This is a genomic window from Thalassotalea nanhaiensis, assembly GCF_031583575.1.
Lineage (GTDB): Bacteria > Pseudomonadota > Gammaproteobacteria > Enterobacterales > Alteromonadaceae > Thalassotalea_A > Thalassotalea_A nanhaiensis.
The window spans coordinates 1501506-1528451 of the sequence record NZ_CP134146.1 but is presented as its reverse complement, the minus strand read 5'-3'; the positions used below and the strand labels follow the sequence as shown (position 1 = coordinate 1528451).

General features: G+C 38.9%; 23 protein-coding genes. 10 read left to right on the top strand and 13 right to left on the bottom strand.

The features are described 5' to 3' along the window. Positions 1-58 precede the first annotated feature (58 nt). The 3 genes from RI845_RS06785 to RI845_RS06775 form a co-directional block, all read right to left on the bottom strand. A complete protein-coding gene (locus RI845_RS06785) occupies positions 59-268 on the bottom strand; it encodes a cold-shock protein (protein WP_348388982.1) in 210 nt (69 codons plus the stop codon). Between the two features lie 352 nt (positions 269-620). Then, positions 621-1412, bottom strand: a complete 792-nt coding sequence (gene truC, locus RI845_RS06780; protein WP_348388981.1) for a tRNA pseudouridine(65) synthase TruC — start codon at positions 1410-1412, stop codon at positions 621-623. Further along, a complete protein-coding gene (locus RI845_RS06775; RefSeq protein ID WP_348388980.1) occupies positions 1402-1752 on the bottom strand; it encodes a YqcC family protein in 351 nt (116 codons plus the stop codon). The genes truC and RI845_RS06775 overlap by 11 nt, the downstream gene beginning before the upstream one ends. Positions 1753-1865: 113 nt before the next feature. Between RI845_RS06775 and RI845_RS06770 the strand changes: the two genes are divergently transcribed. From RI845_RS06770 to RI845_RS06755, 4 genes are all read left to right on the top strand, one after another. Further along, on the top strand, positions 1866-2915 hold the full coding sequence (locus RI845_RS06770; RefSeq protein ID WP_348388979.1) for a DUF3549 family protein: 1050 nt from the start codon (positions 1866-1868) through the stop codon (positions 2913-2915). Between the two features lie 39 nt (positions 2916-2954). Continuing rightward, entirely contained in the window at positions 2955-3254 is a 300-nt protein-coding gene (locus RI845_RS06765) for a DUF3301 domain-containing protein (protein ID WP_348388978.1), read from the top strand. Between the two features lie 155 nt (positions 3255-3409). After that, complete coding sequence (locus RI845_RS06760) at positions 3410-4876, top strand: hypothetical protein (RefSeq protein WP_348388977.1); 1467 nt, start codon at positions 3410-3412, stop codon at positions 4874-4876. After that, entirely contained in the window at positions 4873-5913 is a 1041-nt protein-coding gene (locus RI845_RS06755) for a M14 family metallopeptidase (protein WP_348388976.1), read from the top strand. Before RI845_RS06760 ends, RI845_RS06755 begins: the two co-directional genes overlap by 4 nt. A gap of 19 nt (positions 5914-5932) precedes the next feature. Here RI845_RS06755 and RI845_RS06750 read toward each other — a convergent pair whose 3' ends face one another. The 5 genes from RI845_RS06750 to RI845_RS06730 all read right to left on the bottom strand — a co-directional run bounded on the left by RI845_RS06750 (position 5933) and on the right by RI845_RS06730 (position 10740). Next, entirely contained in the window at positions 5933-6892 is a 960-nt protein-coding gene (locus tag RI845_RS06750; RefSeq protein ID WP_348388975.1) for a prenyltransferase, read from the bottom strand. 150 nt (positions 6893-7042) lie between these two features. Further along, positions 7043-8518, bottom strand: a complete 1476-nt coding sequence (locus RI845_RS06745) for a sensor histidine kinase (RefSeq protein ID WP_348388974.1) — start codon at positions 8516-8518, stop codon at positions 7043-7045. After that, positions 8515-9246, bottom strand: coding sequence for a response regulator transcription factor (locus RI845_RS06740; protein ID WP_348388973.1), 732 nt, complete (start codon positions 9244-9246; stop codon positions 8515-8517). Before RI845_RS06740 ends, RI845_RS06745 begins: the two co-directional genes overlap by 4 nt. A 43-nt stretch (positions 9247-9289) precedes the next feature. Further along, positions 9290-10021 carry a spondin domain-containing protein gene (locus RI845_RS06735; RefSeq protein WP_348388972.1) on the bottom strand — a complete coding sequence of 244 codons (732 nt, stop codon included), beginning with the start codon at positions 10019-10021 and terminating at the stop codon, positions 9290-9292. An 11-nt stretch (positions 10022-10032) separates the two neighbouring features. Further along, positions 10033-10740 carry a spondin domain-containing protein gene (locus tag RI845_RS06730; protein ID WP_405054107.1) on the bottom strand — a complete coding sequence of 236 codons (708 nt, stop codon included), beginning with the start codon at positions 10738-10740 and terminating at the stop codon, positions 10033-10035. A gap of 251 nt (positions 10741-10991) precedes the next feature. On the opposite strand from RI845_RS06730, the gene RI845_RS06725 reads away from it, so the two are divergent. Then, positions 10992-11999, top strand: a complete 1008-nt coding sequence (locus RI845_RS06725; RefSeq protein ID WP_348388971.1) for a YhdH/YhfP family quinone oxidoreductase — start codon at positions 10992-10994, stop codon at positions 11997-11999. Positions 12000-12074: 75 nt separating this feature from the next. Here RI845_RS06725 and RI845_RS06720 read toward each other — a convergent pair whose 3' ends face one another. From RI845_RS06720 to RI845_RS06710, 3 genes are all read right to left on the bottom strand, one after another. Further along, complete coding sequence (locus RI845_RS06720; RefSeq protein ID WP_348388970.1) at positions 12075-12302, bottom strand: glutaredoxin family protein; 228 nt, start codon at positions 12300-12302, stop codon at positions 12075-12077. Next, the gene (locus tag RI845_RS06715) at positions 12302-12901 is read right to left on the bottom strand and encodes a protein-disulfide isomerase (protein WP_348388969.1); all 600 of its coding nucleotides are present in this window, start codon (positions 12899-12901) and stop codon (positions 12302-12304) included. The genes RI845_RS06720 and RI845_RS06715 overlap by 1 nt, the downstream gene beginning before the upstream one ends. A 249-nt stretch (positions 12902-13150) precedes the next feature. Then, entirely contained in the window at positions 13151-13612 is a 462-nt protein-coding gene (locus RI845_RS06710) for a hypothetical protein (RefSeq protein WP_348388968.1), read from the bottom strand. Positions 13613-13999: 387 nt separating this feature from the next. Here RI845_RS06710 and RI845_RS06705 point away from each other — a divergent pair, with 387 nt between their 5' ends. Together RI845_RS06705 and RI845_RS06700 are read left to right on the top strand one after the other, a co-directional pair. Beyond that, positions 14000-20554: a putative Ig domain-containing protein gene (locus RI845_RS06705; RefSeq protein WP_348388967.1), complete on the top strand. Its 6555-nt coding sequence runs from the start codon at positions 14000-14002 to the stop codon at positions 20552-20554. Positions 20555-20675: 121 nt separating this feature from the next. Next, on the top strand, positions 20676-21542 hold the full coding sequence (locus tag RI845_RS06700) for a PA4780 family RIO1-like protein kinase (protein WP_348388966.1): 867 nt from the start codon (positions 20676-20678) through the stop codon (positions 21540-21542). A 30-nt stretch (positions 21543-21572) separates the two neighbouring features. Here the strand turns inward: RI845_RS06700 and RI845_RS06695 are convergent, their stop codons facing one another. Continuing rightward, complete coding sequence (locus RI845_RS06695; RefSeq protein WP_348388965.1) at positions 21573-22409, bottom strand: LytTR family DNA-binding domain-containing protein; 837 nt, start codon at positions 22407-22409, stop codon at positions 21573-21575. A 155-nt stretch (positions 22410-22564) separates the two neighbouring features. On the opposite strand from RI845_RS06695, the gene RI845_RS06690 reads away from it, so the two are divergent. Together RI845_RS06690 and RI845_RS06685 are read left to right on the top strand one after the other, a co-directional pair. Then, entirely contained in the window at positions 22565-22996 is a 432-nt protein-coding gene (locus RI845_RS06690; RefSeq protein WP_348388964.1) for a DUF2141 domain-containing protein, read from the top strand. Positions 22997-23021: 25 nt separating this feature from the next. Beyond that, the gene (locus tag RI845_RS06685; RefSeq protein ID WP_348388963.1) at positions 23022-24575 is read left to right on the top strand and encodes a carotenoid oxygenase family protein; all 1554 of its coding nucleotides are present in this window, start codon (positions 23022-23024) and stop codon (positions 24573-24575) included. Positions 24576-24621: 46 nt separating this feature from the next. Here the strand turns inward: RI845_RS06685 and RI845_RS06680 are convergent, their stop codons facing one another. Then, positions 24622-25713 carry an MBL fold metallo-hydrolase gene (locus RI845_RS06680; RefSeq protein ID WP_405054121.1) on the bottom strand — a complete coding sequence of 364 codons (1092 nt, stop codon included), beginning with the start codon at positions 25711-25713 and terminating at the stop codon, positions 24622-24624. A gap of 306 nt (positions 25714-26019) precedes the next feature. On the opposite strand from RI845_RS06680, the gene RI845_RS06675 reads away from it, so the two are divergent. Continuing rightward, positions 26020-26832: a sulfite exporter TauE/SafE family protein gene (locus RI845_RS06675; protein WP_348388961.1), complete on the top strand. Its 813-nt coding sequence runs from the start codon at positions 26020-26022 to the stop codon at positions 26830-26832. The last annotated feature ends 114 nt before the right edge of the window (positions 26833-26946 follow it).

The window sequence follows — 26946 nt, the reverse complement described above, 5'->3', positions numbered from 1 at the left end:
AGGCATAAAAAAAGCCGATTAAATCGACTTTCTTGAGTAGCTTAAGCTAGAGTAAAACTTATAAAGGTTTTACGTTCTCAGCTTGTGGGCCTTTTTGACCTTGAACTACTTCAAATTCAACTTGTTGACCGTCAGTTAAAGTGCGACGACCTGTACCTTGGATAGCACGGAAATGAACGAAAACATCTGGACCTTCAGATTGCTCGATAAATCCGAAACCTTTCTCATCATTAAACCATTTTACTGAACCAGTACGTACATCAGACATAATATCTTCCTAAATTTATAAATTAATTGTGTTACAACTCCGACATGGAGAAATAGAGCTTTTTTCATGTATTACTTATTATGTCGAGATGTTGGAACTTGTTGAACTTATAAATCGAGATAAAACGTATTGCATTTCAAGCTTGCGAAATGGAGTATACCTGTTTAAATAGTGTTAGCAAGTATTAAAGTGGTTATTTTCCATAAAGTTGCAATTTTGTAAACAAACATAATGAGTTTCGGTTGATTTACAGGTATTAGATTACATAAATTGACATTAGGAAACCTAAACTACTCAAATCATGCGGATAAGAGTTGATTTTATTATCAATATCGCTAGATATCCCCAATATTTATAGCTTCCAGCCTAATTCAGCAAAGACACTAAGCCAATCTTGATCGAATTCAGCAGTAATGCAAACATCCTGCTGAGTAATAGGATGACTAAATTGCAATTTTTGTGCGTGCAACATCAGTCTTTTAAAACCAAAGTGTTCACCAAAAAATGGGTTTTGTTTATTATCACCATAATTAATATCGCCAATAATAGGGTGACGCAGATGAGCAAGGTGCCGTCTTATTTGATGGCGTCTACCTGTATGAGGCTTTAGTTGCACCAGAGAATATCGAACACTGGGAAACTTACCTAAAGCGATAGGCAAAGATGCGGTAGAAATACTTTTGTAATCAGTTACCGCTTCTTGAGCGGGTTTATCTTGAGAGACAAATTTATCACCTAACTTATCGAGCTTTTCTTTTAACGGGTAGTCAACCTGCCCTTCTCCTTCTAAAAACCCGCGAGTTATTGCGTAATAGGTTTTCTTAATAGTCTTATCGGTAAATGCTTGCCCCATTTTACGCGCTATGTCTTCTGACAAACCAAAGAGCAACACACCTGAAGTTGGTCGGTCTAAACGATGTAACGGGTAAACATACTGTCCAACCATATCTCTGACTAATTGCAGGGCAAAATATTTTTCATCTCGGTCCATAAAGGAGCGATGTACAAATAAGCCGCTTGGCTTGTTAATCGCTACTAAATATTCATCTTGATATAAAATAGTTAGCCTTGGTGGTGTATCAGTGGCGTCATCTGCCAATTGCTCATCCAAAGAAGCTGTATCTAAGCTAGTTTTATCTGTCATTGCTAGACTGTTCCTTATTACCGCTTAGCAGTTCGTCGATATCGGCAAGCGTACTGATAATATCCGCAGCGTTTTTTCCTAATGATTTAAAAGCCTCTTCGCCCATGGGCGCCACAGAAATTTTCGAAGGCAAAGGCAAATCTGCAACAATCATCGCCTGCAGCTTTTCGATAAATACAAATTGCAGCCATTGTTCAAATGCTAATGTATCCAAGCAAAATGGCTGGCTACTACTTAATGCTTGCGTTGATGGCCTTTCAAGTTGCCAAAGACCAACTTGCTTTAATTGCGCCGCTAAATCTTTTAAGTGAATGCCTAACTGTGTGGGTTTTGAAGTCATTTTAATGTTTAAAGTAATTAACATGGAGTTAAGGAGTAATTATATTTATAATATCGCCAATAATCATTGTTTATCTCAATAAACTGAATTTTCTGGCATAAAATCCAAACACTATGAACCAAATATCAACCATTTCAGAATTACTTAAATTATCAGGTTCGTCTTATCGTTTGTACGATATGGGCCGTAAAGTTACTAAAATTGCCAAACAAGACTTTGAAAAAGTTGAACAAGCAATGCAACCTTACCCTTATCCTATTCAGGGCCATGCTTGTTTTGCTATTGTGTTTTGGCAACAAAACCCGGCAACACCGTACATTTGGTTTGTAAAATTTCCATTAGATGAACGTGGCTTATTAAATCAAGCTGCTCGCAATCATTATTTAGCAATTATTCTTGAAGCGCTAGGAAGCGATCTCACGCAAGATCCAACTAAAAAGCAAGAAGAGTTATTACAAGCTAACCCTTATAACTTCACACCAACACAATATAAGCTAGCGACCTTAAATGCCGTGGTTAAACGAGATTTAAAACAAAAATCGTCTGAATATTACGAGCATTGCCAACTGTATTTTACCGGTAAACTTGGTTGGGAAACATGGCAAGGAGTTGGTGTTCAGGGTTTGTGCGACTTTGGCGCACGAGTAGATACAGAAGAAAACAGCCAAGCTTTAGCACATGCACTACCTCATATTCCATCGACGGTATTCACTCCGCTTTGTTCAGCATTAGAAAATCAAGTGTTACCTATTGCCTTAATTACTCAAATTATTGATATGGCAAAAAATGAATTGAAAAACGAAACGATAAGCTTTGAGCATTTAGCTAATTTGCTTAGAGCTATCTCTGCCAGTGCAGAGAACCCAATAGTGAAAGCGTTAATTATTGAAATCATTAGCGCCAAACAGGTAACAGATTTAAATTTATTATTAACTATATCTGGCAGAGCATGGTTAGCCCTGGTTGATATTGATACATTGACATTATTTCTAGAAAAACTGGTTAACATTGTTGAGCAAGATGTATTTATGGCCGTATTCCAAGATTTAATAGCACTACCAACAGTAAGACCATCCCTGCTACAATGCATTCGAAGTCCACAACGCAGTAATAAATTGGCAAATGCAATTGGACAAATTTTTGCGCAAGTGAAAAGTAACTAAAAATAATAACTAATACTAACGACAAGAGCAGGATTAATCATGGCTGAGATATACGTTTTACTGTTTGCATTTCTGATCATCTGGTACTTTGTATTTTTACGTAAAGTAGCAGAGCGGGCACGAGCCTTAGCAGAGCAACATTGCGAACAAAACAGCTTACAATTTATCGCGATAGCCCGTTCAAAAACAGGTGTCGGCAGCTCTAAAAGACAAGGACTATATATTAAAAGTGTGTTCGAGTTTGAGTTTAGTGGCGATGGTGAAAGCAGCTATACCGGGTATTTAACTATGCATGGTGTTAAGCCATTCAATTTCGATCTCCCCGCTTATAAAGTTTAATTTTTACATTTGCAAATTCGTTCATAGCCACTTCGTTAACATGTTCAGTTAAATAAATTAACAAATATGTAACACCTTTGACCTTAATCAACAAATTACCTCATACAACAGTGCATCCTATGTAATACCGTACATTCATACAAAGTGTGCACTTCATGGGTCGAGATATAGAAAACATTGAATATTGCCAAACTGATTATGATGATTTTCAACAATGTTTGTACCATCAGCTTGAGCAACTCAAAGACGTTCTGGCTAAACCAAGCTTTGGTCAAGAACCGCTAAAGTTAGGTGCAGAATTAGAATTATACCTTGTCGATGAACATGCCCAAGTAAGCTTAAGTAATCAACTGTTGCTTGATCAACTGCAAGATGAGCAATTTCAACATGAACTAAATCAATATAACCTTGAGTTAAATTTATCTCCGGTTCAACAATCAGGTAAGCCTTTTAGTGCATTGCAAAAAGAAATGCTGCTAAAAACCGAGAAACTCAACGAGGTTGCTAAACAGTATAATATCTCTGTAGTGCCCATAGGTATTTTGCCTACGTTAAAACAGCAACATTTAAACAGTGAATACATGACTGACTTAGGCCGGTACCATTGTTTGTCACAGCAGCTTTATCAACGACGTGGTGATGACTTTAGCATCAACATTAGTGGTGAAGAGCCAGTATCAATTACCGTAAGTGACATCTGTGCAGAAGGAGCAAACACTTCTTTTCAAGTACATATGATGACCCCGTTTGAAAAGTTTAACCAAGTATTTAATGCTGCACAGTTGTCACTACCATTGGTTACCGCAATAGCGGCCAACTCTCCCTTGTTTTTAGGGAACCGATTATGGGATGAAACCCGTATAGCTCTTTTCAAACAATCAATTGATATACGCCAGCAAAAAAATCCTTGGCAAGAGCCTGCCAGAGTTAATTTTGGTTTTGGTTGGCTTAGAAATAATGTTTGGCAGCTTTTTGCCGAAGCAGTGTCTTTATACCCGCCTGTCCTACCCACTATGATAAGTACGAAAACGAATGGCAGCTTACCTCGTTTGGATGAATTATCTTTACATATGGGCACACTTTGGCCATGGCACCGCCCTGTTTATGATCATCATAATAATGGTCACATGCGAATAGAGTTTAGAGCCATACCTGCAGGTCCTACACATATAGATATGTTAGCTAATGCAGCTTTTGCCATTGGTTTAGCGAACGGTCTTGCCAACAATATCGATGAAATGACCGCAGTGATCCCATTTCGATACGCAGAATACAATTTCTACCGCGCAGCAAAACATGGCCTGAATGCAAAAATATTATGGCCGTTAAAAAATAAGTACCATGCTGAAGAAACTGCAATTACCGATGTTATTGAAGCACTAATACCGGTAGCCATCAAAGGATTACAAGACCTGAATATTGATGACGATGAAATCACTCAATTTATTGGTGTTATTAAGCAGCGTTTACAGCACAAAATTACCGGTGCAATTTGGCAAAAACATACACAAAAATACTATGAAAAAAACCTTGATAAAGACAGTGCCTGCAAAGCTGTCGTAAAAGCATATATTGAGAACGTTAAAACGGGACACCCCGTATCAAGCTGGAAGCTATTATGAGCATAGATTTTAATGAAATAAACTACTTACAAGACCCTGATCAGGAACACTTAAAATCTGATTATAACCAATTCCTTATGTCAATAAGCGGACCAACGGTTATTGACATTTCTGGAAAAGATCAAACTCGAACCAGGGTGATCACAACACTAATTCATGGCAACGAATCTTCAGGATTAATTGCTAGCCATAGATGGCTAAGTGCACTCGGTTCGACTTCTCGACCTACAACAAATTTAAGGTTTATCTTTTGCTCTCCGGAAGCCGCTAGTAAGAGCCCAAGGTTAACCCACAGAGTATTACCCGGAGGCATGGATCTCAATAGATGCTTTGGCAAAGACATAGACTACGGATATTTCAAACGCGCTAAAATAATTGAAAAAGCTATTTCTGAGGTAAATCCTGAGGTGCTGGTAGATTTGCATAACACTTCAGGATTTAGCCCTGCGTTTTCAGTAAGTACAGCTAAAAATGAAATGGCCTTATCGTTAACATCATTATTTTGCCAGTCATTGGTTTTGTCTGACATTCGCTTAGGTGCATTAATGGAGCAAGATTTTGGCTGTGAGTCGATAACAATTGAATGCGGTAGTAGTGAAGATGCACAATCTCATGAAGTTGCTTTTATGGGGATTGAAAAACTGGCAACTCTCGACGATATTAGCTGTTGTCATCATAAATTAAACGTAGATATTTATTTAAAACCATTGCGTCTACGATTAAAGCCTGACATTGAACTTTCTTACAGCTGTATTGATGAAGGACGTGATGGTGTAACGCTTTGCAATAATATAGAGCAGCACAATTTTGGTGTGCTAAGAGCGAATCAAATGCTGGGGTGGCTTGATGATAACGGCTTAAAAAACTTACAAATAATCGATACCAATGGTAAAAATGTAATAGATACTTTTTTTACTTTACGCGACAACCAACTGGTCACCAAAGTTGATTTAGATATTTTTATGGCAACTAAAAATAACGACATTGCAAAAACAGATTGCTTACTTTATATGGTGCCACAAAACTTTAAATTATAGCGCTCTAATATATTTAGTTTTATGCCGCAATCAGTATACAAACGGCCAAAAATAAAGGGGTAAAGTTGGCAGCAATAACATTAAGCCCCAGGGCTCTTTGCATAATTGGCATAGGTATTATTTGCTCTTGCTTAAAAGATTTACTCAGTGTTCTAACAGACTCTACCCCTGCTAACATAGGTATTAAGGAAAAGTAGCTGAATTTAGGTAATACGTTATAAAAACCCGCTAATACAATCACTGCGGCGCTACATATTAAAAACACAGTGTATACAACTAATGTATGTTTAATGCCATACGCAATGACCAAGTGCTTTCGCCCAACGCTTTTATCGGCTTTTGCATCTGGTATTTGGTTAAATAATAAAAGATTATTTACCAGAAAAAAGCATACTATGCCTGAGGCCACAGCGCTCATCGAAAACGTACCACTTAATACAAAATCTGTACCTATCACCATCAATGCGCCAAAACCAACTCCAGGGGCAAATAAACACAATAAAGGGGAGGTATTTATATAACGGGTATAGGTAATGATAATTAGCAATCCTACTACACCAAACGGCACAATCGCAGGACCTAACTGGTAAATGAAATATCCGCCACAAAGTACTGTTATTGTTATTGATAATTGTACTATTTTTAAAACAACGGGAGCAGCCTTAGGATTATCAATTAAACCGCCACTACCACCACTGAATGGCGTTTTACTGGTTTTAAAATCTAAACCCGATTGAAAATCTTGATATTCATTTAACGTATTAACAGCGATATGAGCCGCTAAAGCTCCGCCTAAACAAACACTAAAGTCTATCCAACTAATCAATACATTAGAGTAAATTGCTGTAGATAACCCTAACAAAACACAAAATAGCGTTAAGCTTAAAAATGGCAGGCGCATAGTTTTTAACACTGTTGCAAAGTTTGAGACTTGATGATGGAAAGGTTTAGTTTGTTCCCTGCTGTTTGTACTTACCATTAATGTTTATTCCAATAGCGCTGCATTTGTAAAAATAAGAATGATGCGGTTCAGTGATTAATAGTAGCCCAGTTAATGACTCGACGCAGGTTAAAAACCTACACCTTCAAAGGAGTAACAATTAAGACTTTAACCCGTTACATTGCTTACTTAAGCTTTTCGTATTGCAAAGCTAAATCGAGACCCTTTGCCTAGATTGCTTTCAACTTTTATTTCAACATTAAGTAACTGTAGCAAACGCTTAGTAATCGCCAAGCCTAAACCATTATGTTTATGTGAATTATTTACTGCATTACTGGCGCGGTAGCGTGGCTCAAAGATATAAGCTATTTCTTCTTTTTTAATGCCCGTACCATTATCTGTTACCGACAATTGACATTGATGCTTATCCAAATCGACTAGTTCCAGCTTAATTTCACCGCCGGCAGAAGTATGTCTAAGTGCATTCTCAATAAGATTCGTTAATACCCTATCTAGTTTGCCAATATCACAATAAACCTGAACATTGGTTGTCCAGGGTAATATGGATAACATTACAGACTGATTTTCAGCTTCTAAACTAAACTTTGCTACTACATCATAAATTAATTCGACTAAATTGAATGCCTCTTGATCAACTGAAACCTGGCCACCTTCTAAATGTGCTAATTCGAAAATTTGGTCAATTAAAAGGTTTAAATGCTTACAGTTTCTTAGCACGGTTTGCATAAACTCTGTTTTTTGTGAAGCGGTTAAACTCGCAGAATTTAAATGAAGAGTTTCGATATAGCCTTGCATAGACGCTAAGGGGGTTCGTAAATCATGAGAAATATGAGCCAATAATTCTTTACGTTCATCGTCGGTGTTGGTTAGTTGTTTAATTTGCAAATTGATCTGTTCAACCAGTTGCACAAACATACAACCTACTTGTTGAATTTCATTATTGCTATGATTCTTCCAACGATTTAAATTTACTTTTTCTTTATTAAAGTTGGTTTCAATAAACGTTTGCATATCACGTTGTAATTGTCGAACAGGATTTGTGACATACCTAAATAACCCAAGCATTAAAATAAATAAAAATGCAATGGCTGTAATCGTTAACACCATATACATTTTAAACTGCCTATTAAGCTGGCTAGTATTAAAAATTGTATCGTATTGTTCGCCGGCGACAATAACATACAAGTACCCTTGTAATTGATCTCCATTAAATACTGGCGCTGCAGAAAATATCTTTTTTCTATTTATATGCCGAGGGTCATCACCATAAATAGGCAGCGGTGCTTGGTTTTTGATCAGGCTTAATATAGGCACTAGGCTTACTTGTTGACGTTTAATCAATGATTGGTCAGCTGAATAGGTCAAAATTTTTCCACTCGGGTCAACAAAATAAAACTCAAACGCTGGACCTAAGACCATTAAGGTATGAAATAAGTTTTCAAGCGCATATTGATCATAAACGCCGGTTTGTAATAAAGGATTATCGCGAGCGAGATTTGCGGCAAGCGATAAATGCAAACGCTGCTGAGATTGATAACGAAGCTCTTCACTCACTTGCTCTGACCAAAAATAGAAGACACTGGCAATGGCAATAAATACCAAACTTAACGCTAAAGACAATCGCTGATACAAAGATAGTTTCATGCATTTACGCCTTGGCGATTAAACTTATACCCAACCCCCCAAACTGTTTGAACAATTTCTGGCTGGCTCGCATCTTTTTCAAGTTTGCTGCGCAACCGGTTAATGTGGGAATTAACGGTATGCTCATATCCACTGTGATGATAGCCCCAAACAGAACTCAGTAATTGAGTTCGAGAAAACACTCGGTCTGGATGTGAAGCAAGATAAAGTAACAAATCAAATTCTGTTGACGTTAGATCTACGCTATTCCCTGATAAGCTTGTTCGGTGTGTGACTTTATTTATAACTAAGTCACCAATAGAGATAGGAGAGTTACTTTCCTCACTCCCCTCAATATTTTGACAGTGCAAATTTGACAGTAAATGCACTTTTCTTAATTGACACCTTACTCTGGCTTGAAGCTCTCTGACGCTAAATGGTTTTGTCATATAGTCATCTGCCCCAAGCTCTAATCCTAATACTTGATCAGTTTCTGAACTTCTTGAGGTTAATATCATAATGGCTTGTTCCGGTTTTTGAGAACGCAGTTGTCGACAGATATCAAGTCCTGATATTTCTGGTAACATTACATCGAGAATGACTAAAGCGTAATTTTTCGTTAAGGCTTTGTTCAGTCCTTGCTTACCACAATGACAAAGATCAACATTTAATGATAATTCATCTAATTGCACCGAAATAAGCTCTGCAATATCCTGATCATCTTCTACAACTAATACTTTATCGGTCATATTTCCCACCTAAAGAGCAGCCTTTAGGTGAGAAAAACCAAAGCTACTCTGTACGAGTGACAGTTACACGTAAAGTGGGATTATCAAAGCGATGCGAACTATCTAATGCTGATAACATCAAACCATCATCCATACTCACAACACCAGGGTGCATGGCAACGAAATCAACATCATCACGTTCACTATTAAAACCTTCCCCACCACCAGCAGGCCCAGGAATTGTATTCTTTAATTCAGAATTCTTTTCAGTGCCTGAATCATAAGAACTTGTTTGTATTGAAATACTTTCGCCAACAGCCAAATTAGTTAACGACATGCTGTTAATTCCGGTAAATGCATCATTAGTGTTAACCAGCATTGTCGCCAAAGATAATTGGCTTGGCACTATTTCCACACTGGATACAGTAAGGGTTTCTGTCATGCCAGGCATTAAAATACCTTCGGTCGAACTACTGGCCAAAACCATTTCTAAAGCCAGAACACCTGAGTTATCTCCACTCTCAGCAAGCACTTCTAATTCAGTTGATGCCATTTCACCAATTTGCCAAAGCTGGCCATCATTGTGCAAAACAACCGCTATTGGTGACATAGGTTGAGCGTGGGTTAAATTAACAACGGATACTTCATAGGTTACGGTAACAGGATCGACAAGTGTCACCGTTGGGCTATCACTGCCGCCATAACTGTCACCATCACAGCCAGTTAGCAATAATAATGAACTTGCAGCCACCAACGGAAAGTTTGCAAATTTAGCGCTATTTATTTTAGAAAACATGATCAACTCTCCTACTTAACAGTGACAGTGACTTGCGCAACAGGATTTAACCAGCGATGCACGGTATTGTTTAAATCACTTTTACCGCCATTCATATCATCATCGCCTAAATTGCCTCGATGAATATGAACAACACTATTAGCTTCAGTCGTGGTTACACCTGTTCCTCCTGTACCAGAGCCAACTCCAGGTGCAGCAGGTATACCTGGAGCACCAAGGGCACCGCCGCCATTAACAATTTCATCATTCGCTTCAGTACCTGCGTCATAGGCATTAAGAGTGAATGTGTAGGTACCTGCCTCAATTGGAATTTCCCAACTGTCTAATCCGACAAAACCATCATTTGTTGGTAGCAGCATAGCCGCTAATGATAAGTAGTCATTACCCGCACTATTACTCAACATTGCTATTGTTGACATACCCGGAGCAAGTAATCCTGCGGCAGGATTTTCAACCATATCGGCAGAGCTGCCCGATAACATACCTGCAACGCCTGAAATATCGCCTCCTTCAGCCAGAGCTTGTAACTCTGTACTGGCCATTTCACCAGATTCAAAAATGTGAGTATCAGTTGTATGAGCGCTTATGATGATAGGGGTAAAATAAATCCCTTGGGTTAAATTGGTTACTGTGACCTCAAGCTCCGCGGCCTGTAATGTCGGTATAATGCCTAGTAAAAACGCTGCTGACAGCATAGTACTTGATTTACTTATATTCATAATGATCCCTCTCATAGTTAATTTATTAATGTTATTTTTAGCTGCTGAGGTATTAGTATGCGAAAGGAAGATGTCAGAAGATTCACGATATAATCACAAAAGTATCACAATCAAATTCGTTGAATGTTATATGTTTTTTGAAATTAAAATTGCTGCTACCCGTTCAGGTAGCAATCTATAGACTAAAGTAACCTAGCTGAGTAATTTTCTATTTGCTAAAGTAATACTAGGTTGATTAATAAAGAGTCATTATGAATAGCAAAAATACTTTTAAAGCATTATTGGTTGAAGAAGGCGCCGATAAACAATTCACCCAATCGATAACTTCGCGCCCTATTAGCGATTTACCTGAAAATGATTTATTAATTGATGTGCATTATTCATCATTAAATTTTAAAGATGCATTGTCTGCTTCAGGTAATAAAGGTGTTACCAAAGCCTATCCTCATACTCCTGGTATTGATGCTGCGGGTATTGTTATCGAAGATAAATCAGGTACGTTCAGCCCAGGAGATGAAGTGCTAGTATTTGGCTATGACTTGGGCATGAATACGTCTGGAGGCTTAGCTGAGCGAATTTCAATCCCAGCGAGTTGGGCTGTTAAGTGCCCCACTACCTTGTCACTTAAAGAGTCAATGATATATGGTACCGGTGGACTAACCGCGGCGCTATGCGTTGAAAAAATTGAGCGTATGGGCGCTACACCTGCTGATGGTCCCGTTGCAGTCACAGGTGCAACTGGCGGTGTTGGTAGTATAAGCATTGCCTTATTAAAAAAGCTTGGTTATTCCGTTATCGCATTTTCGGGCAAGCCCGAGCAAAGTCAGCATTTATTAGAGCTTGGGGCGACAGAAGTCCTTCATCGCGATGTCATCAATGAAATAGGCGAACGCCCTATGGGCAAAGGCTTATGGTCTCATGCAATTGATACTTTAGGCGGTGAGTATCTGGCTAATTTATTGAAACAAATTAAACCCGGTGGCGGTGTTTCTGCCTGTGGTTTAGTGTCATCACCGTTTTTCTCCACCAATGTTTTTCCATTTATCACCAGAGGAGTGTCATTATTAGGTGTTGATTCGGTCAATATACCTTTAAAAGATAAACAGCACATTTGGCAACGTGTAGCTACCGACATGAAACTGAAGAACCTGGCAGAGCTAACAACAGAAATTTCATTAGAACAAGTACCTGATTGCTTAACCAAATTCATTAAAGGCACCGTGGTGGGACGTTATGTGGTAAACATTAAAGGTGCTTAACGATTAAGTTTTCCTTTCCTCAAAAAAAACGGGTCTGTTGTACACCAACAGACCCGTTTTAATTAAAGTAGTAGATTATTTACCGTAAAGGTTTTGGAAACCTTTTATCGTAAAGCCGTTTAAAAATTGATCGCCAACTTTCAACACAGGTACACCTCTAAACCCGGTTAAACTGTACTCTTTGCGACCAGCAGCTGTACTAACATTACACAGGCGATACTTTATGCCATGTTGATCAAGGTACTTTTTCGCCGTATCGCAATGTGGGCAACTGGTTTTAGTAAACAGAACTACCCGTTTCATTACTTCAACTCTAGTTCAACAGCTTCAACAATTTTTTCAGGTTTTGTTAAATACAAATTATGATTTAACATTACCAATCGATCGTCTACCGCCAACATTAATGCAGGGAAAGCAGTTGTTTGAATCACTTCTTGTATTTCAGCTATATCACCCAATACGTATTCTGCATCTTTACTTAGATCCAATTTAAACACTTTTGCTGGTGGTGAAAATTTAAATTGACCAATAACAGAGTCAAAATCGTCTTTATCTGTTAATGGGTTATTTTCTACAAAGTGCTGGTGCTGCAATGCATTTAATACTTCCAGCGCTTTTTCAGGTTGCTTGTTTTGCACCCATGCCATAACGTTGGCAGCCATATAGCTGTCTTTAGCATTATCAGCATCGCGAATATAATCCATACCAAAATTAGCGGCACTTTGACGCGACACGGTATCGGCAGCGTTTTTACCTGGGCTGTCATTACCTTCGTAATACGCGGTATGCCATAAGTGTATGTGCATATCAGGGTAAGCTTTGTTAATGCAATTCACTAAAGCCGTACTTGCATAACTCCAAGGGCAATGAGAGTCGTAAATAAAAAATAGTTCTGTCGTCATAGTAGATGTCTTTTACTCATAATGTTTAATGGGTGAATTTTAATGAGTTTTTCCGTAATAAGCCAAATATTTTTATAATACCAATTTGATTATGTATGTGTTCTTCTTTTTCATGAGGGAAAACGGATAAATACAATGAATAAAGTTTTATAGGTAGTTGTTCTACCTTCAAATTTTATAAAGCAGTAGTTATTCGTTTTAACCATTAAAAATGAGCAGATATTTAATCAACTTGGTACCATTCTGGTATTATCGTTTCTCTAACGTCTCAATAATTGAATTTTTCTTAGTTTGAATAGACTTTAAAATCTTGGGTAAAGCCGCTAATACGTACTCAATGCTTTCGTTTTGTACTTCTAGCTTATCACTGGACTCACCATTTTTACCTACAACACACTGATTAGTATCAATCCCTACTTGTATATCTTTATTAGTGACAAGTAAACGTTCAACTTGTTGTTGAAACTGGATAAAACTTTTTTCAGCGTTTTGTGCATCAGGCAAACTTTTACGTTGTAAATATCCATATTTTTTGGTGATTTGCTCAACCGCCACATGCTGCCACTGAGAAGTAAACGTTGTATGGCCAGGATCGGCCCAAATAAATTGATTAATACTATCGTTTAATTTTGAATGTGTACTGTAATCACAATCAGGAATTGGTGGCGGACCTTCGTTACCTGAACAAGCAGCTAACGTAGTTATAAACATTATATTTATTATTCTTTTTGTCGTAATAAACATCTTAGAGTTCCTTTAATAACGAAGTTCAATAAAAGTATAGACTAGAAAAATAATGAGGCTGCTTCGCCTTTGATATCTTCTAAACTGAAAAACGCCAACACCTTGTTAATCCACTGTTAACCTCAAGCGCTCGGGGTTATTTTACATTCAATATAGGTAAATTGGGGCCCGCCCTTCTCAATCCTGTTTACATTTTTAAACAAAGCAGTTACATTCATCAATTGAATAATAATTAATCAAATATCCTACCTGAATTAATACACTGATATTCAAAAAACTAGCTTAAATCAATATAGTTAGTTTAGAAAAACAAGTAGATATTTCACTATAAGTTAAAAGTTTTTAGGGACAAAAATGAACTTCAAATTATTAAGTTTTTTCAAAAAGGTTTATCTAACCTCTTTCTCGTTACTATTTATTACTAGCACTTCACAGGCTCAGGATATCACCATAGATTTAGATGGGGCATCTTCTGCTTGGAAAGCCATTATGAAAGGCTCAAATTTTGACCCCAATGGTGACACTCAAGCAGGTGCTGAAGGTGTAGAGTTAGTTGGAGATGTCGATCACAGCGTGCTTTACACTTTATATGATGATCAAGGCACGGTTACGAATGCTGATGATTTGATAGCTTACCGAATTCGTCTCGGTGATGGTAAAGATTCTGCCGTTTATGTTATTGGCATAGATGCAAACCTGGATGGAAAAATAGATTTATTTGTAAATGCCAATGGTAAAAATAATGGCCGCGCAATTGAGTTTGTTGACCCTGGAGCTGATGCAAATATTTCCCCAAACACCACAAGCATGGAAAAGAATTCAAGCTTTGAGATTGCATACACCGCATTAAATTACAATTTTGACTCCGTGCAAAATATTGACGGTAACAGCGCTACTGCAGATATCGGCCCGAATGGTAAATTGGATCACTTTATTTCATTTGAATTTCCTTTTGCCGACGTACAAACACAAATGGCAAATATTGCCGGCCTAAATATTGATGAAAATACCGTCATGCAATATATCCTTGTCTCTTTAACTCAAAACAGCTCTATCAATGGAGATGTGGGTGGTATTGACGATAAGAATGCCGACTGGGATGAAACATACGCAAATCTAGGCATGCTAAGTCCACCAGTAAGTTTTTCTAATTTAGCACCGGTTATCAGTAATAATGGTGGTGCAGATACTTCCTCGTTAAATGTCAGTGAAAATACAACTCCTGTTACCGACATTTTAGCGACGGATCCTGAAAACGATACCATCACTTACTCAATCTCGGGAGGAGCTGACAGCGCTTTTTTCTCAATAGATAACAATGGCGCACTAGTGTTTATTAATGCACCAGATTTTGAAACGCCTTTGTCTGATGCCGGCAGCAACGCCTATGTAGTAGAAGTTTCGGCGAGTGATGGAGCTCTTGCAGACACTCAAACAATTACGGTGAATGTACAGGATGTCAATGAAGGTGGTGGCAACCTACCACCAACTATTTCTGGCACTCCGGCAACAACAGTTGCTGAAAATAATAACTATAGCTTCAGCCCAACGTTTAACGATGCTGATGGTGACGCTCTAACCTTTAGCATTAGCAATAAACCAGACTGGGCAACATTTAACGCTGCCGATGGTTCACTTACAGGTACACCAGGTTTTACTGATGCCGGTACGTATAGCAATATTGTGATCTCAGTCAGTGACGGTGGCACGCCAGTGTCTTTAGCGCCGTTTAGCATTACCGTCACAGAGACCAATCAAGCGCCGACTATTTCGGGTACACCGGCAACAACCGTCGCTGAAAATAATAACTACAGCTTCAGCCCAACGTTTAACGATGCTGATGGTGACGCTTTAACCTTTACCATTAGCAATAAACCAGACTGGGCAACATTTAATGCTGCCGATGGTTCACTTACAGGTACACCTGGTTTTACTGACGCCGGTACCTACAGCAATATTGTGATCTCTGTCAGTGACGGTGGCACGCCAGTGTCTTTGGCGCCGTTTAGCATTACCGTCACAGAGACCAATCAAGCGCCGACTATTTCGGGTACACCGGCAACAACCGTCGCTGAAAATAATAACTACAGCTTCAGCCCAACGTTTAACGATGCTGATGGTGACGCTTTAACCTTTACCATTAGTAATAAACCAGACTGGGCGACGTTTAATGCTGCCGATGGCTCATTAACGGGTACACCAGGTTTTACTGATGCTGGTACCTACAGCAATATTGTGATATCAGTCAGTGATGGTGGCACGCCAGTTCCTTTGACGCCGTTTAGCATTACCGTCACAGAGACCAATCAAGCGCCGACTATTTCAGGTACACCGGCAACAACCGTCGCTGAAAATAATAACTATAGTTTCAGCCCAACGTTTAACGATAATGATGGTGACGCACTAACCTTTAGCATTAGTAATAAACCAGACTGGGCGACATTTAATGCTGCCGATGGCTCATTAACGGGCACACCTGGTTTTACTGATGCCGGTACCTACAGCAATATTGTGATCTCGGTCAGTGATGGTGGCACGCCAGTGTCTTTAGCGCCGTTTAGCATTACCGTCACAGAGACCAATCAAGCGCCGACTATTTCAGGTACACCGGCAACAACCGTCGCTGAAAATAATAACTATAGTTTCAGCCCAACGTTTAACGATAATGACGGTGACGCACTAACCTTTAGCATTAGTAATAAACCAGACTGGGCGACATTTAATGCTGCCGATGGCTCACTTACAGGTACACCAGGTTTTACTGATGCCGGTACGTATAACAATATTGTGATCTCAGTCAGTGATGGTGGTACGCCTGTTTCTTTAATGCCGTTTAGCATTACCGTCACAGAGACAAATCAAGCACCGACCATCTCTGGCGCACCGACAACAACCGTCGCTGAAAATAGCAGCTATGGTTTCAGCCCAGCGTTTAACGATGATGATGGTGACGCCCTAACCTTTAGCATTAGCAATAAACCAGACTGGGCGACATTTAATGCTGCCGATGGCTCATTAACGGGCACACCTGGTTTTACTGATGCCGGCACCTACAGCAACATTGTGATCTCAGTCAGTGATGGTGGCACGCCAGTGTCTTTGGCGCCGTTTAGCATTACCGTCACAGAGACAAATCAAGCACCGACTATTTCGGGCACTCCAGCAACAACAGTCGCTGAAAATAATAACTACAGCTTCAGCCCAACGTTTAACGATGCTGATGGTGACGCACTAACCTTTACCATTAGCAATAAACCAGACTGGGCAACATTCAATGCTGCAGATGGCTCATTAACGGGTACACCAGGCTTTACTGATGCCGGTACGTATAGCAATATTGTGATCTCAGTCAGTGATGGTGGCACGCCAGTGTCTTTGGCGCCGTTTAGCATTACCGTGACTGACACCAATCAGGCACCATTAGCAATTGAACAAACGGTGGATGTTGTTGAGAATATTGCAAAGACAATTACCTTGTCAGGCTCAGATCTTGATCTTAATGATTTAACATTCATTATAGAAACAAACCCTATCGAAGGTAACATTTCAGGCGCTGTACCAACCTTATTGTATACTCCAACTACAGACTTTGTTGGCCAAGACACGTTCACTTTTAAAGTAAACGATGGCTATGAAGACTCTGCTGTAGTTACTATAACAATTAACGTATTAGAAGATCTCGACGGAGATGGTATACCAAACCTTTCAGATACGGATACGGACGGTGATGGTATTGATGATGCCATCGAAGGTAACGGTGATTCTGATGGTGATACAATTCCAGATTATCTTGATGAAGATTCCGATAATGACGGCATTCCAGATAGCGAAGAAGGCACGAAAGATACCGACCAAGATGGAACGCCAGATTATTTAGACATCAGTATTGATGAAGACAATGACGGCATTCCTGACATTGTTGAAGGTACAGGTGATAGTGACAACGATTCCATTCCAGATTACTTAGATGTTGATAGCGACAACGATGGTATAACAGATTCGGCAGAGTCAACCGCCACCGGCTTAGACAGCGATAATGACGGTATAGATGATGCGTTCGATGTTGACCAAACATTCGGTAATGATGCCAATAGCGACGGTATAGACGATGATGTTATTAGCCTAGACACTGATGATGATGGTTTAGCCGATAGAATCGATACAGATAGTGACAATGATGGCATTCCAGATGTGGTTGAAGCTCACCTGCGAACCGTTGATACCGACAACGACGGTATACCTAATAATGTAGATGTTGATCAAACTGGTGGAGTTGATGATGATAATGACGGCATTGATGATAAGTTCGATGTAACGTATACCGCAGGTATTGATGCTGATAATGATGGTATTGATGATACTTTAAATCCGAAAAGTGATCGAGATGACGATGGTACTGCTGACTATTTAGACTTAGATAGTGATAACGATGGTATTAGCGACACGGCAGAAGCCGGTATAAGTGGTAAAGATTACGACGGTGATGGAGTTGATGACAGCTTTGATATAGATGCAACTAATGGCAGCGACGCTAATAATGATGGCATTGACGATAACGCAACCGTTGTTGACACTGATCAAGACGGGGTACCAGATCTGCATGACTTAGACAGCGACAATGACAGTTTATTTGATATCACAGAAGCAGGCATTGCAGATGAAGATAACAACGCTTTAGTAGACGGTGAAATTTTACTTGTTGAAGAGCCTATTGATACTGATGAAGACGGAATCGCAGATTTCAGAGATACTGATAGCGATAATGACGACGTCAACGATATTGATACATCTACGTCCAGTTCTTTAGATGACAATAACGACGGTGTTATCGATAGTACAGTCGATAATGATGCTGATGGTATTGATGATGCACACGATAATTTACCTAACGAACACGGTACTAGTTATATCGAGAATGATCAGGATAATGACGGTATTCCTGATCATGAAGAAGGTGCGGGAGATAGTGACCAAGATGGCATTCCTGATTACTTAGATGAAGATTCTGACAACGATGGGATCCCTGATAGTGATGAAGGTAATGTAGACACTGACCAAGATGGCATTCCTGATTACTTAGATGAAGATTCTGACAACGACGGTATTCCTGATAGTGATGAAGGTAATGTAGACACTGACCAAGATAACATTCCTGATTATCTAGATGAAGATTCTGACAACGACGGTATTCCAGATACCGACGAAGGCACTGTTGATACCGATGAAGACGGTATTCCTGATTATCAAGACCAAGACTCTGATAATGACGGTATTCCAGATACTGACGAAGGCACTGTTGATACCGATGAAGATGGTATTCCTGATTATCAAGACCAAGACTCTGATAATGACGGCATTCCAGATACTGAAGAAGGCACTGTTGATACCGATGAAGATGGTATTCCTGATTATCAAGACCAAGACTCTGATAATGACGGCATTCCAGATACTGACGAAGGCACTGTTGATACCGATGAAGATGGTATTCCTGATTACTTAGATACTGACATTGTAATAATAGAAGTAGATCTTGATAGTGACTCTGACGGAATTATAGATGAAGAAGAAGGCACTAACGATACAGACGGTGACGGTACCCCTGATTATCTAGATACCGACTCAGATAACGATGGAATTCTTGACGCAGATGAAAATGGTGACTTTAATAACGACGGTATCAATGATCGCTTACAAGCAGCTGGTAAGGTTGAAACAGGCGTAAAAGGTGCCGGTTCAACGGGTGTATTCATTACTTTAATGTTAATACTTACTTTCGTGCTGCGCATGAACAGAAATAGAGTTTTAATATTATTGGCAATGCCTTTACTGGTAGTTTCAAATGCTCAAGCCAATGATGAGTGTAAACTTGGTCAATCATTTGCCAAGTTAGATTGTTGGTACATTGGTGCTGGTTTGGGTTACTCCACATTAGATCCTAAGCATAAAAACACAAGTTGGAGAGTTTCAGAAGATACTGATACTGCAGTTAAGATTTTTGCTGGATTATCTTTATCTGACCACTTATTTACAGAAATAAGTTATGAAGATATGGGCAGCGCAGAATTAGACAACTTGAATCCAAGTATTACCGAAACCCTTGTTGTTGACTATTCAGCGTTTGGCGCCAATCTAGGATATTTACTTAATGAGCGACAATCAACTTGGAATGTTTATGCCAAAGCTGGGGTTTCGTTTTTAGATACCGACACTGGTGAACACGTTGAACAAGATCACGGTACTCAACTAACATTTGGTATTGGAGCACAATGGCACTTTAGCGAAAAGTGGTTTGCTCGTCTTGATTTAACAGCCTATGACGAAGATGCTCAGGTTATTGGTTTAAGTATTGCTAAATATTTTGGCTCTAGCTCTAAAAAGGTAGCTAAAAAGAAACCCGTAAAAAAAGCTCCTATTCATAAGCCAGCTCCTGTACCAGTAGTTAAAAAAGTTGAAGAAAAAGCTATTATAAACCCTGACTTAGATGGCGACGGGGTTATTAATGAAGCAGATAAATGCCCGGATACAAAAGCAAATACAAAAGTTAACACTAAAGGTTGTGAGTTAATGGCATCAATTACCCTTAACATTCAATTTGATAGTTGGAAATCTATTGTAAAAGAGCAATATTTAGCTGAAATTGATCGTGTAGCAAAAATTATTGATCAACATGAAAATATTAATGTTGTTGTTGAAGGACATACCGACTGGCAAGGCAAGCAAGATAAAAACCAAGTTTTATCAGAAGAAAGAGCAAAAGCTGTTGCTGCCCTTCTAGAAGAAAAAACGCCTAATAGTGATAAAACCTACTCAACGATTGGCTTTGGTGAATTAAAACCTATTGCTGACAATAAAACTGAAGAAGGTCGTCGCTTAAACAGACGTGTCGTAGTAGTTATTTCTGAACAGTAATTTAACACAATACATTTAATTTACGTCTAATTTAAAGCTCTGGAGTAACCTTCAGAGCTTTTTTATTGGGAAACTCACCGAAAGTATTCTAATTCCCCTCTAACTAAGGTATAACGGCGTTATGAAAATACCTAAACGAATACAACCCCTTGTTGATGACGGTTTAGTTGATGAAGTAATTTGTCAATTAATGAGCGGCAAAGAAGCCACTGTTTATATGGTGCGTTGCGGCGACGAAATTGTTTGTGCAAAAGTGTACAAAGAAGCCAACAAACGCAGCTTTAAAAAAGCAGCACAATATCAAGAAGGTCGTAAAAGCAGAAACAGCCGTCGCGCTAGAGCTATGGAAAAAGGCTCTAAATTTGGTCGCGCCCAACAAGAAGAAGCTTGGCAAAATGCTGAAGTTGATGCTTTATACTTATTAGCCGATGCAGGTGTTCGTGTACCACAACCTTACGGTTGTTACGATGGGGTATTATTAATGGAGTTAATCACTGATGATGACGGTGATGTAGCGCCACGATTAAATGATGTAAGCATGACAGCAGAGCAAGCTAGAGAAGATCATGAAGACGTAATGATTTACGTATTACGGATGCTTTGCGCGGGTGTAGTCCATGGTGATTTATCTGAATTTAACGTATTAGTCGATGCCTATGGCCCGGTAATTATTGATTTACCACAGGCAGTAGATGCCGCCGCCAACAATAACGCTAAAGCCATGCTGATCCGTGACGTAGAAAACATGACCAACTATTATGGTCAGTTTGCACCTGAACTACTGGGCAGCAAGTACGCGGAAGAAATGTGGGCATTGTATGAAAAAAGTGAACTGACGCCAGAAAGTGAATTAACCGGCTATTTTGCTGAGGCAACAGATAATGCAAATGTTGATAGCGTGCTTGAAGAAATTAAAGCAGCTTTCGCTGAAGAAGAAGCACGGCTAGAGCGGATCAAAGAAGCTAATCAACTAGAGCAGCCACTTTAGTTCCAAGTCTGTTTGTAAACATAGCTAATGTTAATGAATATCGGCTGTTTTAATTGCCTCTGCGTATGTTCTAGACACAGGAACTTGCAATTGATTAATCATCTCAAGTGAAATTTTACGGCCTTCTTTGTTCACTTTTACAATCGCATCTAACGCTACCCACCAAGAGCGATGTGTTTGCATACCTTGATAATCACTCAATAAATCTAAAGCATCTTTAAAACGCATCAACAGTAAGTGATGACCTTTATCTGTATACACTTTCAAATAGTGATCTGACATCTCCAAACAGTATAATTTGCCCCGCTTTTCTAACGGCAGTTGTGCCATAAACTTTTCGAATTTTAGATTTTCTTGAACCGCGTGATTTTGTAATTGTTGTTCAGATTCATTTAGCTTGGAGTTTTGTCTTCTAATATAGTCTTTAACGAAACCAATAAAAGATAAGATCCCACCGATAAGTATGACTTTTGGAAAAACCTGCCAAAATTGCTGTGAATAATTTATCGGAATATTAAAAAACAGCCAGACAGAAAAGGGTACAAAAAAGCTCATCAGAATACTGGCAACAATCATGCTAAAACCAAATCGAACCCAGTTTTTAGGTATTATTTCAGTAAGGTAGCGCTCACTTAATTGTGTACAGGGCATATAAATAAAATAGCCACTGGTACACATCATAATCCAATAAGAAATCGAAAACATTAATGGAACCTCGTACATTCCAAACGGCGCTAAAAAGCCTAACAAAATGCCAACAACTAATGTAATCACTAAGTCGTTAAGTATTTGTTTTTTTGTAATCAATGCTCTTATCGATTGATTTTTATGGTTTATTTCACGATTCGTCAACGGTACATCTTCCAAAAACGGGCAATTTGCGAATTGTTTAAGTTAATTCGCGAAACATAACTATTTATTTTAATTATTCCATTCTATCGTCTTTTCAACACGACGCAATTGCTAATAATTAATTAAGCACTTGTTATGAATTAGTTAACAACACATTAATAGGAATTAAAATGAAAAACTCAAACTTATTTTTAACAGCAATGATTTCTTTACTTGTAAGCAGCGCAGCAACAGCGGCTGAAATTGAATTTAATATTTTGGGAGTAAATGACGACTCAAGCAAAGTGTATGTACAACTGTTTAAAGGCGAAGAAAATTATACAAAAAGCATCCCCGAGTCGGCCACCATCACAAAAGCCCAAAGTGGTAAAGCCAGCATTCACTTTAATAACCTTAGCAAAGGTGAATATGCATTGCGCTATTTCCACGATCAAAACAGTAATGGCAAATTAGAGACCAACTTATTTGGTATGCCTGTTGAAGGGTACGGCTTTTCAAATAATGCAAAACCAAATTTTGGTCCAGTGAGTTACAGTGAAATCAAATTCATTGTCAGCGAAGATGACAGCAAAGTAATTAATGAAAGTACTGTGATTTATTAATAGGTTAAAAAGCGGAGATAGAAAAATGCAACGTAGACAATTATTAAAAAGCATGGGGGCTGTCGGCCTGGGCTCAATGCTTTTAAATCCATCTATTCAGGCATTAGCCAGTTCAAAAGTTAACACCAATGCGATAAATAACAGCTCTGTGGTTAATTATAAAGACTTGTTTAACCGTGCTTTAGCAAATAACCCAGATTTACTCGGCTTTAGTAATGTAGAAAGTAATTTTAAGCCGCAAACATTAAATATTGAAGGTAAAATCCCCGCGGATCTGAACGGCATATTTTTCCGCAATGGCCCAGGAAAGCACGAGCGCGGAGACCAACGCTATCAACATCTGTTTGAAGGTGATGGCATGCTACAAAGCTTTCATATCGAAAATGGCAAAGTAAGTCATCACGGAAAGTTTATCAACACGCCAAAGTTTCAACAAGAACAACAAGCTGAGCGCTTTTTATACTCTGGCCCTGAAACTAAAATTAACAAGCCTTTACCGGTTTCAAATGCCAATATGATTAATACCGCAAATACCAATGTGATCCCGGTTGGCGATGACCTTTGGGCATTATGGGAAGCCGGTTCGGCAACTAGCATAAATAGTAAAACCTTGGACTATCAACAGCAAGTGACGCTTGGAGAGGAAGGTAAATATGGTAATAGTTTAAAAGGACTGCCCTTTTCTGCTCACCCAAAAATTGAAGCGAATGGTGATATATGGAACTTTGGTTTACACCCAAATGGTCATATCGTGCTTTATCATTTGTCGGCAACAGGGCAAGTTAAAAACGTAAAAATAGTGAATGCAAAGTATCGCGGCGGTATGTTACACGACTTTTTGATCACTGATAAACATCTACTACTAATTTTGCCATCATTAATTACACGCAGAGCAGAAAGTGACAGCCAACAGGGTTACTTTTCCAGAGTAGGATTTGACAATAATCTACCTATGCGCGTCTTGGTAGTCAGCAAAACTCAATTAGCGGTAACCAAACAATACGAACTACCCTCTGGATTTGCCTTTCACTATGGTAATGCTTGGGAAGAAAGCAATGGCACCATTCACTTTGATGCGAGTTTGTATCCTAATGTTGATGTACTGCATAATTTATCTAATGTCATGCAAGGCGAAATGAATAATGCCAATATTGACGCTAAAACGGCACTTTATACGTTACTGCCAAACGGCAGTACCAACCATACCATTTTGGATACTAATAGTGAGTTTCCGCGGGTGTGCGATCATATAACTGGTCTAAAAAATAATTATTTATATCACCTGTCATCTACAAACAATAGCCTATGGAGTGATACCGTCAGTAGTTTTAATACAAATACAGGTAAAGAAGATAAATACATTTTTGGTAAAGAGTATTTAGTTGAAGAGCACATAACCGTGTGTCCGAAACGTAAAGAAGGCAGCGGCTATCTTATTGGTACAGCATTACATGTACCAAGCAAACGCACTTGTCTTAATATATTTAATGCCAATAACCTAGCTGAGGGCCCTATTGCCAGGGCATGGTTAAACAATCACTTACCATTAGGCTTTCACGGAAACTTTAAAATGGCGTAATATTTGTTTACGTGCTTATCAACATAGTTTGGGCTTGAAATACTTTTTAGAAGGCTACAGTTTCACCTTCATTAAGAATGTATAAAGATATGTTCGAGCCCAACTTTTTATGCATATTCAACAGTCTTAACAGAGCTGAATGGGAACTGTGATCGCCCATTTTCCAACTTGAATTACCGTATCCCCATGGGATCATCACTTTACAATTCAGCTGTTGCGCTGCAATTAACGCATCTTCAGGCGTTGTATGTACATAACGATACCAGTCGCCATTTTCTTCATTAAAATAAGAAGCTATTGGCATTAAACACACATCCATATCCCCGTAACGTTGTTGTATGTCTTTAAAGTGTTGAGAATAACCAGTATCGCCGGCAAAAAAGATACGCCGTCCCTGATGCTCTAGCACCCATCCTCCCCATAGGGTTGTATCATTATCTTCATATATGTACGGTACCCAAACTCGACTACTAAAATGGTGAGCAGGGACAAAGTTGATGGTTAAATTGCCTAACACCTTGCTTGAAAACCACGTCATTTCGTTAATGCTATAACCATCGTTAGGAAAATGTTCGGCAAAGCCTAAAGGCACGTAATACTTTGCTACAGGGCCAATACTGGCAATATCATCTTTATTGAAATGATCATAATGAATGTGTGAATACAGTACTGCATCGATATTAGTCATTTCGTTTTCACTTGGCCAAAAACCTTGTTTACGGTTGAAACCCTCACTTAATCGAAATGCCCAGTTCACCGGCCAGTCGAATTGGCCGCTAACCGGATCAATCAGTAATGTATTACCATCAGGGCTTTCAATATAAAAACTCGCATGCCCAAGCCAGCGAAAAGTAAAACCAGTATTTAAATTCATCGCTACTTGTTCGCCAATATATTGACAGTTCTCAGCGGGAGTCTCACATTTAACGAGAGCGGATGGTTGGTAACAATGCTCAGTACATGTTTCAGGGTATGTTTTTTTACCCGGATATAAATTTGCAAAGCGAGTTGGCTCGACAGTATCTTTTTTGTATTTAATTATTGAATTAGGCTGCTCTACTCGTTCAACTTTATTACTTGTTGAACACCCTGCGAGTAACAAGATTATGATACTGATACTAAGCCATTTCAAAGTGATAAGTCCTGCTGGTAAATTTCTAACAACATGTTAACAATTCAATTTAACTTGGCAAGTAGTGGCTTGGCATTAAAGCAAGTTTACTTGTAAATATTTATGTCTTTATTCAGTAAGATGAGTGAGTTCAAAACGTTAAGTACTGTAAGCAGCGACTCGATAAAGTGAGCATGAAAATTTCATTTCAACAATCAACAGGCTCAATTTTAATGAAATATGCATGGTCTAAGTTCTTATTTAACATGTTAACCGTGCTCGCTTACAAGTATCATATATGACTCTAATTATTTATACGTGTACGATTTTTATATGATCATTCTGGGGTATTTCGCAGCCATCCTTATGGGGTTGGTGTTAGGTGTCATTGGCGGTGGTGGCTCTATATTGACCGTACCAATTTTAGTCTATCTAATGGGCGTGGCACCAGATACTGCAACAGGGTATTCTTTGCTTATTGTTGGTGCTACCGCAGCATTTGGCGCAGTGCGATACTTCAGGCAAGGCTTGATAGATATCAGCTCATCTCTGGCATTCGCTATTCCGTCTATTATTGCCGTATATTTATCTCGGGCATTTTTAATGCCGGCAATCCCAGAACAAATTTTAACCTCACCTTTTGCGATTTCTAAAAACATGGCCATTATGGTGTTGTTTGCATTTTTGATGCTAGCGTCCGCAACCTTAATGCTAAAAAAAGCATACAAAAAAGAGCCTAAACCTGCTGCCATAGATCAAAACCCAGATAAACCTAAGTCCCGAAACTGGCCGTTGATAATGCTTGAAGGAGCAGTTGTTGGCGTGGTGACCGGTATTCTTGGTGCTGGAGGAGGCTTTTTAATCATCCCTGCCCTAGTATTATTTCTAGGCATGCCAATGTTAAATGCCGTTGGTGCATCACTATTTATTATTGCCTTAAAGTCGCTGTTAGGTTTCATTGGCGATTTGCAATCTGGCATTGAATTACAATTGCCTTTGCTGGGGTATATGTTAATTGCCACTTTTATTGGCATGAGTCTTTCTACAAAAATTGCCGGAAAGCTCGATGGTACATCTCTACAAAAAATATTCGCATTTTTTACCCTGATTATTGCCATTGTTATCATCTTAAAAGAGTTATTTTAGTAAAGTCACAAGTAGCTGATAATCCGACTCCTTTTATTATTTTGCCGACAAAAAACCATTCATTAACTTGCCATTGAAACAACTGTAATGGTCTACACTTAATCAAATAATAAT